We start from the raw sequence: 14,629 nt of genomic DNA, 5'->3' as shown, positions 1-14,629 counted from the left end.
TCGCTTCGATTTACTGCTTTTGCATGCGAAGACGCACGTCACTGCCAATTTGGCGGACATCCGTCAGTTCAAATGTAGGGACTTTGTTCATGGACGTCAGGCCAGACATGTTCACCAAGCGCGACTGTCTGCGCCCATCAATTTCGGTGCCTGATACACAATAAGCTCATCCACCAACTCAGCGTCTAACAGGCTGCCCGCCAGTGTCGCCCCTGCTTCAACCCAAATGTGGTTGATGCCCTGCGCTGCAATGGCACGCAGAGCCGCACAAAGATCCAGTTTTCCGTCTTTTTTCGGGCTGACGATAACGTCTACGTTTTCGTGTTCAATGCGCAAGCTTTCACTCGCAGTCACCACCAGCACCGTGCCATCAAGCGAGAACAAGTCCGCGTCTTCCGGCGTGCGACCGGACGTATCCAATATCACTCTGACAGGCTGACGAAGGTTGGTTTGGTTGTAGTCGTTTTGCACGTTTTCGGGCAGTTGAGACCAGCGCACATTGAGAGACGGATTATCATCGATAACCGTTTGGCTGGTTGAGAGAATAGCACCTGCTTGCGCGCGAAACGTTTGTACGTCAGAACGTGCTTCTGGTCCAGTGATCCATTTGCTTTGGCCATTGGCCAGTGCTGTTCTGCCATCAATGCTTGAAGCCAGCTTCAGCTGAACAAAAGGCAGGCCGGTTTTCATCACTTTGATAAAGCCCGGATTTAACGCTTCAGCCTGTACTTGCATCAAGCCCACATCGACCTGAATACCTGCATCACGTAGGCGTTGAATGCCGCGCCCTGCCACTTTCGGGTTTGGGTCAACCATGGCGCACACAACACGCGCCACACCCGCATTAACCAGCGCATCTGCACACGGTGGCGTACGGCCGTAATGAGAACAAGGCTCCAGCGTGACATACGCTGTCGCGCCTTTGGCATTGTCACCCGCCGCGCGAAGCGCATGCACTTCTGCATGAGGTTCACCAGCGCGAAAATGAAAACCTTCCCCGACAATGTCATCGCCTTGGGTGATGACACAGCCAACATTTGGGTTTGGGGCGGTGGTATAGATGCCACGTTCAGCCAGTTCGATGGCACGCAGCATCATTTGGGAATCAAAAATAGAAAACATGTAGCCGCTTATTTTTCCAGGCGGGCGATTTCTTCACCGAAATCTCGAATATCTTCGAAGCTGTGGTAAACAGAGGCAAATCGAATGTAGGCCACTTTATCCAGCTCTTTCAGCGCATCCATCACCAGGTTACCTACCATGGTAGATGACACTTCACGCTCACCGGTGGCACGAATCGTAGATTTAATCACATTGATGGCTTTTTCAATGTCATCAGTGCTGACAGGACGTTTTTCCAGTGCCCGCTGAATGCCACCGCGCAATTTATCTTCGTTGAATGGCTCTCGGTTGCCATTGGTTTTGATGATACGCGGCATCACCAGTTCGGCCGTTTCAAACGTCGTATAACGTTCGCTACACGCTAAACACTGGCGACGACGACGCACCTGATGGCCGTCAGCGACCAACCGTGAATCAATGACTTTGGTGTCATTCGCACCACAAAATGGACAGTGCATCTCGCCTCCTTAAATAATTGGAGAACAGTGTAACCGATTTGGCCGCAAGGTTAAGCGTCTAGATGTACGATTTAGGTACAAAAAAAGCACCCGAAGGTGCTTTTTATCATCAAAACATGACTTATGCGTAAACTGGCAGACGTTTACAGATTTCCAGTACTTTCGCTTTCGTCGCTTCAATCACTTCCTGGCTTTCGATGTTATCCAGAACATCACACATCCAGTTAGCCAATTCTTTCGCGTCATCTTGCGTGAAACCACGACGAGTGATCGCTGGAGAACCAACACGGATACCAGAGGTCACGAATGGGCTACGTGGGTCGTTAGGAACGCTGTTCTTGTTCACCGTGATGTTCGCTGCACCCAGTGCTGCGTCCGCTTCTTTACCTGTGATGTTCTTGTCGATCAGGTCAACCAGGAACAGGTGGTTTTCAGTACCGTTAGATACCACTTTGTAGCCACGCTCTTGGAACTGAGCAACCATCGCTTTTGCGTTGTCGACAACGCGCTGCTGGTACGCTTTGAACTCTGGTTCCATCGCTTCTTTGAACGCCACCGCTTTTGCAGCGATAACGTGCATAAGAGGGCCACCTTGACCGCCAGGGAATACTGCTGAGTTCAGCTTCTTATACATGTCTTCGCCTGCATTTGACAGGATTAGACCGCCGCGAGGACCCGCCAGCGTTTTGTGCGTTGTCGTGGTAACAATGTGTGCGTGTGGGATTGGTGTTGGGTATACACCCGCTGCAATCAGGCCAGCAACGTGTGCCATATCAACGAACAGGTAAGCACCTGCTTTGTCCGCGATTTCACGCATGCGCGCCCAATCAACGATTTGAGAGTACGCAGAAAAACCACCGATGATCATCTTAGGCTTGTGCTCAAGCGCCAGTGCTTCCATCTCGTCGTAGTTGATCTGGCCAGCTTCGTCGATACCGTAAGGGATAACGTTGTAGTGCTTACCAGAGAAGTTAACTGGAGAACCGTGAGTCAGGTGACCACCGTGTGCCAGACTCATGCCCAGAACAGTGTCGCCTGGGTTCAGCAGTGCCATGTAAACCGCGCTGTTCGCTTGAGAGCCAGAGTGCGGCTGAACGTTCGCGTACTCACAACCAAACAGTTCACATGCGCGGTCAATCGCCAGTGCTTCTGCTTTGTCTACGTACTCACAGCCACCGTAGTAACGCTTGCCTGGGTAACCTTCTGCATATTTGTTAGTTAGCTGGGAACCTTGCGCTTCCATTACGCGCGGGCTGGTGTAGTTTTCTGACGCGATAAGCTCGATGTGCTCTTCTTGACGCGCAGTTTCTTCCTGGATTGCTGCAAACAGCTCCGGATCATAATCAGCGATGTTCATGTCACGCTTTAGCATCTGTATCTCCTGACTCAGATTGTTCCCTAGGCTTAGTACCAAGTTGACCAGATATCTCGAAAATCAAGGCATCAGGTCAACCTGGTTTAACCTCAGATATGGTTACTTCTTGTCATATCGAAAACCCCAGAATCCATGCGGACGCAAACGTTTTCGTCATGACCATCCTATTTGCTGCGATTCTACAAAATTTGTTGCGCAACAGGTAGTAGCAATCACATTTTTTTTGTTCCAGCGAACATGGTCATTTTTCATTCCAACCATGAATTGAATTCACGTTAAACCGAATTTCCAGTAAAAAAGCGGCTTCCGACCGCATTGAAATCTGCTGTAAACCCAATTTGTTTACACCGCGTAATCGTTTGCTGACAGAAGAGCAAAATCACTTTTCGGCACGCTCTTTTCTGCGAAAAGAAACCTCATTAAGATGCCCTGTTTTTTACTCATCACTGCACCCGCTTGCGCCCTCCTCGCATTCAAAAACGACACGCAATCGCGCAGATTTCAGGAGCTCTTTCGTTGAACCTTAAGCCTAAACACACCACGGTTGAAGATTTGATTGCCATCCTTTCGGGCACATTCATCGTGGCACAAGGTGTCTTCTTCCTTCAGCAAGCCGGTTTGCTGACAGGCGGAACCACAGGTCTAGCACTTTTGATGGCCCAGTTTGTCGACCTGTCTTTCGGTACCTTGTACTTCATGTTCAATATTCCGTTCTACCTGATGGGATGGGTACGTTTTGGCAAACAGTTTGCCCTTCGCAGCATTTTCGCAGGCGGCATGGTGTCTTTGATTGTCGACCACATTTCACATGTGTTTACGATCAGTTGGCTATCCCCGGTTTACTGTGGCTTTATTGGCGGCTTGCTGATGGGCGTGGGTATGCTGATGATTTTCCGCCACAACGCGAGCTTGGCGGCTTTAACGTGTTGGCGTTGTTCTGTCAGGACAAATTCGGCATTCGCGCGGGTAACGTTCAGATGGCGATCGACGTAGGTATCCTGCTGGCATCGTTCTTCTTTGTCTCGCCGTGGCTGTTAGCGTGTTCTGTGTTGGGTGCCTTTGTGCTGAACTTGGTGCTAACCATGAACCACCGCCCTGACCGCTACGTCGTTTGCTACTGATTCCTAAAGACATCAGCAGACAACGAAAAAGACCGCCGAATGGCGGTCTTTTGCTATCACGAAGTAAGCTAAAGCAAAAACCGTATCTAAGCTTAAAACAAGAAAAGGCTCCCACTGGGAGCCTTTTTGATTCTAGAAAGATGCTTACGCTTGCTGAGGAACGGCTTGTACCGTTTCGCGCTGTTTCAGTACCGCGTACAGGAAGCCTGTGAGTACCGTACCTGCCGCAATTGCTGCCAAGTATAGGAACACTGGCGTAATGGCATTTGGAATGAACAGTACAAAAATACCGCCGTGTGGTGCCATTAGTTTTGCACCTACCAGCATAGATAGTGCACCTGTCAGCGCACCACCTGCCATACATGCAGGGATAACGCGCATTGGGTCACGCGCTGCAAATGGGATAGCACCTTCTGAGATAAAGCACATACCCAGCACGAACGATGCTTTGCCCGCTTCACGCTCTTGTACATTGAACTTGCTGCGCGCCAGCATGGTCGCCAAACCCATACCCATCGCAGGTACCATACCTGCGCCATGACTGCCGCCATTGGGGTGTACGTTTGAGAAGCCAACAGACCCACACCGAAGGTGTACGCCGCTTTGTTCACTGGACCGCCCAGGTCGAAACACATCATGGCACCCAAAATGACACCCAGTAGCACTGCGTTGGTTGAGCCCATGCTGTTTAGGAACTCAGTCAGGCTGTTCATCACGCCAGCAACCGGACCACCCACCACGAAAATCATGATAAGACCGGTTACCAAGCTCGCCACCAAAGGAATGATCAGAATCGGTTTCAGCGCCGCCATCGAATCTGGCAGTTGCACTTTATCAGCGATGAATTTCGCCGTGTAACCTGCAAGGAAACCCGCCACGATACCACCCAAGAAGCCTGCACCCGTTGAGCTTGCCAGCATACCGCCAATCAAACCCGGTGCCAGACCTGGACGATCAGCAATTGAGAAGGCAATAAATCCCGCCAGTACGGGTACCATCAGTGCGAAGGCACTGCCGCCGCCGATTTCCATCAAGCGCCGCCAGCGTGCCTTGCTCTTTGAACGCTTCAATACCAAAGACAAACGACAGCGCGATACACAGACCACCCGCAACAACCAGTGGCAGCATGTGTGATACACCGGTCATCAGGTGTTTGTAAGCGCCCGTGCGCTCTTGCTTGTTAGCAGTATCTGCTTTTGCACCACCGTGCTTGTAAACATCTGCTTCAGCGAACGCCTTTGCTAGCTCTTCTTTTGTCTTTTTCAGTGCAGCACCTGTGCTGGTGCGGTAAACACGCTTACCATCAAAGCGTGACATGTCCACTTCAATATCCGCGCCAATAAACACCAGATCAGCAGCGGCGATTTCCTCTGCCGTCAGTTGGTTCTTCGCACCCACTGAGCCGCGAGTTTCAATTTTCACCCACATGCCCTGTGCTTTCGCTTCTTCCTCAACCGCTTCAGCCGCCATGAAAGTGTGCGCGACACCAGTCGGACACGCAGTGATACCGACAATGCGTTTTTGTGCTGATGGTGTAGGTGCTTCTGCCGCAGTTTCTTCAATATGCGTATAGGTTTGCGCGTTGGCTACAGCATCGGCCAAAAAACTGCTTTGCGTCGGCAAAACACGCGTCCAACGAGGCTTGATATACCTGCTTGCCGCTAAAGCGTGCCATGTCTTTCGCAGACCCTACGACAACAACTAACTCTGCCGCATCAATATCGGCTTGAGACGCTTTTTCCACTGCTTTCACTGTGTTTTGGCATTCGATTGTCGCTTGCCAGTTCAACGCTGAGGCTGCTTTTTCCAGCACGCCGGCAGCTATGATGGTGTTCGCAATACCACTTGGGCATGATGTAACAATTACCGCTTTCATCTCTCTACCCCTGTTCCTTTAATCTTGTTTTAGTTGTTTCACGTTAATTTCGCGCTGAAGTGCTTCAACGTCTGTAATGTCTTCAACGCCAACATTTACTTGGGTGACGGCCAATGCTGACAATGCAGTAGCGAAGCTCAGTGATGCATCGCGATCCCATTGGTTTAGCTCAGCCCAACACATGCCAGCGACCAGCGTGTCGCCTGCGCCAACGGTGCTCACCACTTGCATGCGTGGCGGCTGGCTTTGAAGCCATTGGCCATCGCGAAGCCAAAGCACGCCTTCAGCACCGCGAGAAATCACCACGTTATCAATGCCTGTTTGCGCCAACGCTTCACCAGTCGCAAGCAGATCGCTCTCGCTTTCCAGTTCTTTTCCTGCCCATTGCGAAAGCTCTTCATCGTTCGGTTTGACCAGCCAAGGTGCCACTTTCAAGCCTTCTGCCAGAGCAGCATTACTGCTGTCGAAAAGCACTTTCTTGCCTTTCGCTCGCAGCATTTCAATCCAAGATGCCAGCATGGCAGGGCTAACACCGCCCGGCAGACTGCCAGCAATCACAAAAAGGTCGTTCTCTTCTGCCAGTTCATTCAAGGTCGCTTCAAAAGCATCTAAGTCTTCGTCACACACTGTCACGCCCGGGAAGTTGAGGTCAGTCACGCGACCTGATTCTTCAACCAGCTTGACGTTGATGCGTGATGCACCAGCTACACGAACAAAGCGATCAGTAATGCCTTTTTGCTCAAAAAGATGAGCAAACGGGTCTTGGTTTTCATCACCGAGAAACCCAGTCACCGTGACCTTTGCGCCCAGCTCAGCCAGTACTTTGGCGACATTGACGCCTTTTCCACCTGGGTTGAGGTTTGATGAACCAATCAAGTTCACCAAACCCGGCTTCAGCTCACCCATGGCACCCGTCATATCCAACGCAGGGTTCAAGGTGACAGTGACTACACCGCGAGTATTCATTTATCGACCCTCACCCAGACCATCTGCAATGGCTTCACCGATTGCGTTCAGTGCTTGCTGCGCATCTGCGCCATCCGCGATAAATTCCAGTTCGTGGTCACGCTTCACGCCCAAAGAGATCACTTTCATCAGGCTCTTTGCGTTCACTTGCGCGCCATCTGCACTCAGGTTGGCGACCCAAATTTTTGAATCGAACTTCTTGGCCACGTTAACCAGCATTGCGCCAGGGCGCGCATGAAGGCCGTGTGCATTTTTGATTTTGAATACTTGAGAGAGGCCAGCTTGACGCACTTCCGTCAGTGCTTTCATCACCGACTCAGCAGAGTCCGCGAAAAGCTCTGCTGCTTTGCCGTCGAAAACCAGACCACTCAAGTTGGTTAGGATCTCGACATGCTCTGCACTTGATGCGGCGACAGCAATCAGACCTTTTACCTCATGACCTTGATATGTAAACGGCGACTGCGCGCTGATAAAGGCAATCGCGGTTTGAGAAACATGTTTAGGTGAAGCAACCACCATAGGCCTTGCCCAAGATTGGTTGGTGTTTTGGCAACAATGTCAGCCACAAAGCTTCACCTACCGCGCCCGCGTTTTTCAACTTGCCTGCACAGACTGCCGTCAGTGATACCAAGTCAGTAGCAGGGAAATTTAGTGTGATGCTCGACTCATCAAACAACAGTCCTTTTTGGCTTTCGCCGTTTAGGACTGCGAGAACATCTTGCTCGCTGCCCGCGTTTCTCAGAGCCTCTTCGATGCCGTCTGCCGACAACACGTGCGTCAGTTGTTTCAAAATGCCGAGGTGTTCGTCAGATTTTGCCGCGATACCAATGGCAAGATACACAGTGTTACCGTCGCCCCAGTCCACGCCTTCTGCGAAATGATGAATTTGCACGCCCGTATGGTTAACGAGATGGCGCGTGGTCGTGGTGCCATGTGGAATCGCAATACCGTTGCCCAAATAGGTGGAGTTTTGCGCTTCGCGCTCAAGCATGCCTTCACCGTACCCTTCTGCGACCAGGCCTTTCTTCACCAAGTCTTCAGCGATGTTGCGAATAGCTTCTTGTTTGTTTGACGCCTTCTTACCCAGAAGGATGTCGCGTTGCGTGAGTTCCAACATGTTGTCTACCTCTACTCGTCGGGCGTTATGTGTCGTTTATCGAGTCGCGCCGTCATGCATTCATCTTGCTGAACCGAGCTATCAATCCTGAGCCTGGCTATCAATCTCAAGCCCATTAAGCCAGTGCATTACCTTTCACTGACATTAACTGAATCGTTTCAGCAACAAATCCAAAAAACAGGTTTCACGCACAGTTTTCATCTTTGCTGAAACCTTTCAGCTACCAATGCTGAATCCATTCAGCCTATAATGCAAAAAAATAGTAAGACCCGTTGCGCTTTTTTTGATCACGCGCACAGAGTAGGGGAACGACACCAAATGAAACTGGATGAAATAGCGCGACTGGCAGGAGTATCCCGTACGACAGCAAGCTATGTGATTAACGGAAAATCCGCCAAATACCGAATCAGCGAACGCACACAACAAAAAGTCATGGAAGTAGTGGATAAATATAACTACCGCCCAGACCATGCAGCCAGTGCCCTACGTGCTGGTACCAGCCGGTCGTTTGGCTTGGTGATCCCTGATTTGGAAAACTCCAGTTACGCCAAGATCGCCAAACTGCTTGAACGCGATGCGCGTCTCGCGGGCTATCAGCTGATCATTAGCTGCTCTGACGATAACCCCGACACCGAAAAACAAGTGGTGAACCTATTGGTCAGCCGCAAGATTGACGCCCTGATTGTCGCGTCTTCATTGCCAATGGATAACGACTTCTACCCCGCTATTCAAAGCTCAGGCACACCTGTGATTGCCATTGACCGCGCGTTGGATGACGAACATTTTGCCTCGGTGATCAGCGAGGATTTGGAAGGGGCGTATAGCCTGACAGATCGTTTGTTGCAGGCGGGTGCAACATCGGTTGGTTTGCTTGGTGCCGTGCCTGAGCTCGGCATTTCAAAAGAGCGCGAGCAAGGTTTTCTCTCCGCAGCCCGAAAAGCCAACGCACAGACGGCAATTGCTTATGGCGATCACTTCAGCCAGCAAGAAGGCAAACGCCTGATGGTCGATTGGGTGAAGCAAAACAAACTGCCAGATGCGGTGATCACCACCTCATATGCGCTTTTTGAAGGTGTTTTAGATGCCATTCTTGAGTACCCGGAGATTGGCGAGAAAGTGAAGTTTGCGACGTTCGGTAATAACCGAACGCTCGATTTTATCGCCATGAAAGTGCAGTCATTGCCGCAGCAGTTTGAACTGATTAGTGAGCACGCACTGGAGTTGACGCTCAATGCTATTGCCGGGCGATACCAAACCGGTGTTGAGGTGGTGCCACGCAAACCTCAGTGGCGCGTTTAAGAGCGACTATCTCCTCTACTCTACCCAATAAAAAAGCCTCTCGCGTGAGAGGCTTTTTTCGAAATCTTGCGCGATAAATTAGATCGCTTCTTCGTCTTCTTCACCAGTACGAATACGAATTACGCGCTCTACATCAGTAACGAAAATCTTGCCGTCACCAATCTTGCCGGTTTGCGCGGTTTCAACAATGGTATCGATGCATTGCTCGCACACGTCGTCAGCAACCACGATTTCCAGTTTCACTTTAGGCAGGAAGTCCACCATGTATTCCGCACCACGGTACAGCTCGGTGTGGCCTTTTTGACGACCAAAGCCTTTTACTTCAGATACCGTCATGCCAGTAATACCAACTTCAGCCAGTGCTTCACGCACATCATCAAGTTTGAATGGCTTGATAATCGCTTCGATTTTTTTCATGTCGTCTTCCCTTTAAAAATTTTAAGCTTTCAGCTCAATACTTTAATTGTAATGCAATTCGGTATGCGCAGTCTCTCTGCACAATTTCTCGGTTAAACGAGCGACTTTCGCCACTGAGCCGGTTTTATCTGACTGTTCGCAAATGGCGGCTCATAACCTGAATTTGTCAGCAATGCCTGCATCGGCTTACGTCCAATCACCGCACCACAATCCACTTTCAGCTCATAGGTAATGGTTGCCGCGTAAGCTTCCAACGCATTCAGCAAGGACTTACCAACGCCTTGCAGACGCTGCGCTTCATCCACTTCGAGCAGTGTCAGCGTCGCTTGCTCAACCATGACGCCATTATGACGCTTGGGATGCTGCAATACCGCCACTGCAACAGCTTGTCCGTCTTTCTTTGCCACCAACATCGGAAACTCGCCGTCATTGGCGGCCTCTATGGTGGTGTTCAGCGAAGGGAACTGAGTCATGAGTGTGTCTGGCACTTGGCCACTAGGTATGAGGGTAAAACTGATCGCATCCATTGCATTCTCTCCTAAAGCCAATTGGCAACTAGCTCCCAACCAACAACGTCTGTTGAAATCGAAACTGGCCCAATTGGAAAATCTACCGCCGCCACACTTTACCCTTTCGCCAACACCAGAGGCAATGGCATTAAAAAGCCGCGACCCTAAGGTAGCGGCTTGTGTCACAAGTTTAGATTTTTCTGCCTCGCGGCATTAACCCAGTTTGACGCGTGCGTTGCGGAACATACGCATCCACGCACTGTCTTCGCCCCAGTTATCTGGGTGCCATGAGTTCGCCACAGTACGGAACACACGCTCAGGGTGCGGCATCATTATGGTGACGCGACCGTCCGTCGTTGTCAGACCCGTGATACCGTTTGGTGAACCGTTCGGGTTCGCTGGGTAGGTCTCTGTCACCTTGCCAAAGTTGTCGAGGTAACGCAGCGCAACCGTGCCTGACTTCTCAATTGCCGCCAAGTGCTCTGCATTACGCACTTCTACACGACCTTCACCGTGAGAGACGGCGATTGGCATGTGAGAGCCAGCCATACCACTTAAGAACAGCGATGGGCTTTCTTGTACTTGCACTAAGCTAAAGCGTGCTTCAAAACGCTCAGATTCATTGCGTACGAAGCGTGGCCACAAATCAGCCCCCGGAATAAGCTCGTGCAGGTTAGACAGCATCTGACAACCGTTACACACACCCAGTGCGAAAGAATCACCGCGGTGGAAGAAACGCTCAAACTGATCACGCGCCTGCTCATTGAACAGAATCGATTTCGCCCAGCCTTCACCCGCGCCCAGAACGTCACCGTAAGAGAAACCACCACAAGCCACCAACCCGTTGAATTCCTCTAATGAAACGTTGCCCGCCAGAACATCACTCATGTGTACGTCTTTGGCATCAAATCCTGCGCGGTCAAATGCTGCTGCCATTTCAACGTGCGAGTTAACGCCTTGCTCACGCAAAATCGCCATTTGTGGACGTGCACCCGTTGCGATAAACGGTGCGGCTACGTCCTCTTGCACGTCAAAGCTCAGCTGCGTTGAAAGGCCTGGGTTGGTCACGTCTTTCTTCGCATCAAACTCTTGCTCTGCACACGCTGGGTTGTCACGCATTGCCTGCATTTGGTAAGTCGTTTCCGCCCAAATGGTGCGAAGCTCTGTGCGGTTTTGATCCAGCACCAGTGCATCACCGTTCCAGATGCGAACCGTATCGTCGTCGCTCAAGGTACCGATCACATGGCTACACGCTTCCAAACCGTGAGCAGACAGCGTTGAAAGCACAGCATCCAACTCGTCAGTGCGAACCTGAATCACGGCACCCAATTCTTCGTTAAACAGTGCTGCCAGCTCGTCCGTGCATTCACCGTTCGCAGACAACGTATTGATGTCCACTTCCACACCGGTGTGTCCCGCAAACGCCATTTCGGCCAGTGTGACGTAAAGACCACCGTCGCCACGGTCGTGGTACGCCAGCAGTTTCTCGTCACGCACCAAAGATTGCATTGCGTTGAAGAAGCCTTTCAGCAGCTCAGGGCTATCGACATCAGCAGGCTTGTCACCCAACTGCTTATAAACCTGCGCCAGCGCTGTCGCGCCTAAGCGGTTTTGGCCCTGACCCAAATCGACCAACACCAGTGCGCTTTCGCCTTTGTCAGTGCGAAGCTGTGGCGTCACCGTCTTGCGAACATCTTCTACACGACCAAATGCCGTGATGATCAATGACAGTGGCGAGGTGTTTTCTTTCTGCTCACCGTTTTCATCCCAGCGGGTTTTCATCGACATAGAGTCTTTACCCACAGGGATAGTCAAATCCAGTGCCGGACACAGTTCTTCACCCACGGCTTTCACCGCTTCATAAAGACCTGCATCTTCACCTGGGTGACCTGCCGCGGCCATCCAGTTTGCAGACAGCTTGATGCGTTTCAGATCGCCAATGTCCGCACACGCGATATTCGTCAGTGATTCAGCCACTGCCAGACGCGCTGATGCTGCGAAGTCCAACAAAGCAACTGGCGTACGCTCACCCATCGACATCGCTTCGCCGTGGTAGGTGTCATAACTAGCAGCCGTTACTGCGCAGTTTGCCACTGGCACCTGCCATGGGCCGACCATTTGGTCACGCGCCACCAGACCCGTTACCGTGCGGTCACCGATGGTGATAAGGAAGGTTTTTTCTGCCACAGATGGCAGGCGCAGAACGCGTTGTGTTGCGTCTTCAATCGAAATACCGTCACGGGTAATCGCCTGACCTTCCACTTTCAAAGACGTCACATCACGGTGCATCTTAGGTGGCTTACCAAGCAGGATATCCATTGGCATGTCGATTGGCGTGTTATCGAAGTGGCTGTCTTCCAGTGTTAGGTGACGCTCTTCAGTCGCCTCACCAACAACGGCATACGGTGCGCGCTCACGCTTACAGATAGCATCAAACACGTCCATGTTCTCTGCTGCGACGGCCATAACGTAACGTTCTTGTGATTCGTTACACCAAATCGCCAGTGGCTCATGCCCGGCTCATCATTTGGAACGTCACGCAGCTGGAATTTACCGCCACGTTCGCCGTCATCCACCAGCTCAGGCAGCGCATTAGAAATACCGCCCGCGCCCACGTCGTGGATAAACGCAATGGGGTTGTCATCACCAAGCTGCCAACAACGGTCAATCACTTCCTGACAACGACGTTCCATTTCTGGGTTTTCACGTTGTACAGAAGCGAAGTCCAGATCTTCTGTTGATTGGCCTGATGCCATCGAAGAAGCTGCACCGCCACCCAAACCGATATTCATCGCTGGGCCACCAAGAACAATCAGCTTCGCGCCAACGGGGATTTCTTTTTTCTGCACGTGCTGGTCACGGATGTTACCCATGCCGCCCGCAATCATGATTGGTTTATGGTAACCACGCACTTCTTCGCCGTTGTGCGACGCCACTTTCTCTTCGTAGGTACGGAAGTAACCCAGAAGGTTAGGACGACCAAACTCGTTGTTAAATGCTGCACCGCCCAGTGGGCCTTCCAACATAATGTCGAGTGCATTAACGATGCGGTTTGGTTTACCGAAATCTGTTTCCCAAGGCTGTTCAAAGCCTGGAATACGCAGGTTAGAAACGGTGAAACCCACCAGACCTGCTTTTGGCTTACCACCAATACCAGTTGCGCCTTCGTCACGAATTTCACCGCCTGAGCCTGTTGATGCGCCCGGCCACGGTGAAATCGCGGTTGGGTGGTTGTGGGTTTCCACCTTCATCAGAATGTGTGCTGCTTCCTGATGGTAGTCATACTGACGTGACTCAGGATTTGGGAAGAAACGGCCTACGTTCGAGCCTTCCATGACAGCTGCGTTATCTTTGTAAGCAGACAGTACGTATTCGCTGTTGTGCTCGAAGGTGTTTTTGATCATCTTGAACAGGCTCTTTGGCTGTTCTACACCGTCGATTGTCCAATCCGCGTTGAAGATCTTATGGCGACAGTGCTCAGAGTTTGCTTGTGCAAACATCATCAGTTCAATGTCGTTCGGATTGCGTCCCAGCTTGGTAAAGCTTTCCACCAAGTAATCAATTTCGTCTTCCGCGAGTGCAAGGCCAAGCTCAACGTTCGCTTTTTCCAGTGCTTCACGTCCGCCGCCCAGCACATCGACTGCCGTCATTGGTGCTGGAGTTGCCGCTTTGAACAATGCCGTCGCGTCATCCAACTGGCTAAATACCACTTCCATCATGCGATCGTGCAGCAAGCCAGCCAGTTGCTGGGTTTGTGCATCAGTCAGTGCTGCTGACAACTCAACGTAGTAGGCCGTACCACGCTCTAGGCGCTTAATTTGGTTAAGGCCACAGTTGTGTGCGATGTCGGTTGCTTTTGAAGACCATGGTGAGATGGTGCCAGGACGAGGCGTAACGAGGAAAAGCGTGCCAGTTGGTGCATGTTCTGCAATGGTTGGCCCATAGGTGAGGAGGCGATCCAGTTTTTGTTGTTCTACAGTGTTCAGCGGTGCGCTGACATCTGCGAAATGCACAAACTCTGCATAAAGGCTGATAACGGGTAAATCATTCGCCTGACAGCTTTCCAGCAGTTTATTGACTCGAAATTCGGACAGAGCGGGGGAACCACGCAAAATTTCCATGTGCGTACGTCTCTCGGTTAGCGGTGAATTAAAGTAGCATTGGCCTAACTTCCTGATTTTAATTTGATAAAATCAGACTCAAAGCCACGTCAATACCACTTTTACTTGCCTCGGGGCGGTATTATAGGGGAAAAAAGTGAGCGACGTAACACTTGACGCAACCGTTTGCGTAACTTTTTTTTGCACAAGTTTATTCGTGGATTTGTAAAGGGCGTAAAGCGAGAACTCTGCGCCACAACTTTTCGCTG

Annotated in this window: 6 protein-coding genes and 5 pseudogenes; 2 read left to right on the top strand and 9 right to left on the bottom strand. The window is 51.1% G+C overall.

The genetic code is table 11. From position 1 onward, the window contains the following. Nucleotides 1-10: 10 nt before the first annotated feature. The 3 genes and pseudogenes from ribD to glyA form a co-directional block, all read right to left on the bottom strand. Nucleotides 11-1,122, bottom strand: a pseudogene (ribD, locus tag ATN88_RS24255) (bifunctional diaminohydroxyphosphoribosylaminopyrimidine deaminase/5-amino-6-(5-phosphoribosylamino)uracil reductase RibD). A gap of 8 nt (nucleotides 1,123-1,130) precedes the next feature. Beyond that, on the bottom strand, nucleotides 1,131-1,580 hold the full coding sequence (nrdR, locus tag ATN88_RS24250) for a transcriptional regulator NrdR (protein WP_067420038.1): 450 nt from the start codon (nucleotides 1,578-1,580) through the stop codon (nucleotides 1,131-1,133). A gap of 121 nt (nucleotides 1,581-1,701) precedes the next feature. After that, nucleotides 1,702-2,952, bottom strand: coding sequence for a serine hydroxymethyltransferase (gene glyA / locus ATN88_RS24245; RefSeq protein WP_067420037.1), 1,251 nt, complete (start codon nucleotides 2,950-2,952; stop codon nucleotides 1,702-1,704). Between the two features lie 585 nt (nucleotides 2,953-3,537). On the opposite strand from glyA, the pseudogene ATN88_RS24240 reads away from it, so the two are divergent. Beyond that, nucleotides 3,538-4,076, top strand: a pseudogene (locus ATN88_RS24240) (YitT family protein). Nucleotides 4,077-4,220: 144 nt separating this feature from the next. On the opposite strand, the pseudogene fruA reads toward ATN88_RS24240, so the two are convergent. The 3 genes and pseudogenes from fruA to fruB form a co-directional block, all read right to left on the bottom strand. Then, nucleotides 4,221-5,952, bottom strand: a pseudogene (fruA, locus tag ATN88_RS24235) (PTS fructose transporter subunit IIBC). Nucleotides 5,953-5,970: 18 nt separating this feature from the next. Then, the gene (gene pfkB / locus ATN88_RS24230) at nucleotides 5,971-6,918 is read right to left on the bottom strand and encodes a 1-phosphofructokinase (RefSeq protein ID WP_067420036.1); all 948 of its coding nucleotides are present in this window, start codon (nucleotides 6,916-6,918) and stop codon (nucleotides 5,971-5,973) included. Continuing rightward, a pseudogene (fruB, locus tag ATN88_RS24225) lies at nucleotides 6,919-8,035 on the bottom strand (fused PTS fructose transporter subunit IIA/HPr protein). It abuts the gene before it with no gap. A 318-nt stretch (nucleotides 8,036-8,353) separates the two neighbouring features. Between fruB and cra the strand changes: the two are divergent. Next, the gene (gene cra / locus ATN88_RS24220; protein ID WP_067420035.1) at nucleotides 8,354-9,334 is read left to right on the top strand and encodes a catabolite repressor/activator; all 981 of its coding nucleotides are present in this window, start codon (nucleotides 8,354-8,356) and stop codon (nucleotides 9,332-9,334) included. A gap of 78 nt (nucleotides 9,335-9,412) precedes the next feature. Here cra and glnB read toward each other — a convergent pair whose 3' ends face one another. The 3 genes and pseudogenes from glnB to purL form a co-directional block, all read right to left on the bottom strand. Next, nucleotides 9,413-9,751 carry a nitrogen regulatory protein P-II gene (gene glnB / locus ATN88_RS24215; protein ID WP_067420034.1) on the bottom strand — a complete coding sequence of 113 codons (339 nt, stop codon included), beginning with the start codon at nucleotides 9,749-9,751 and terminating at the stop codon, nucleotides 9,413-9,415. 92 nt (nucleotides 9,752-9,843) lie between these two features. Beyond that, on the bottom strand, nucleotides 9,844-10,278 hold the full coding sequence (locus ATN88_RS24210; protein WP_067420033.1) for a GNAT family N-acetyltransferase: 435 nt from the start codon (nucleotides 10,276-10,278) through the stop codon (nucleotides 9,844-9,846). A gap of 195 nt (nucleotides 10,279-10,473) precedes the next feature. Further along, nucleotides 10,474-14,381: pseudogene (gene purL, locus ATN88_RS24205) on the bottom strand (phosphoribosylformylglycinamidine synthase). Nucleotides 14,382-14,629: the final 248 nt, after the last annotated feature.

Source organism: Enterovibrio coralii (assembly GCF_001559595.1).
Lineage (GTDB): Bacteria > Pseudomonadota > Gammaproteobacteria > Enterobacterales > Vibrionaceae > Enterovibrio > Enterovibrio coralii.
This window is presented reverse-complemented; position numbering and strand designations above follow the sequence as displayed.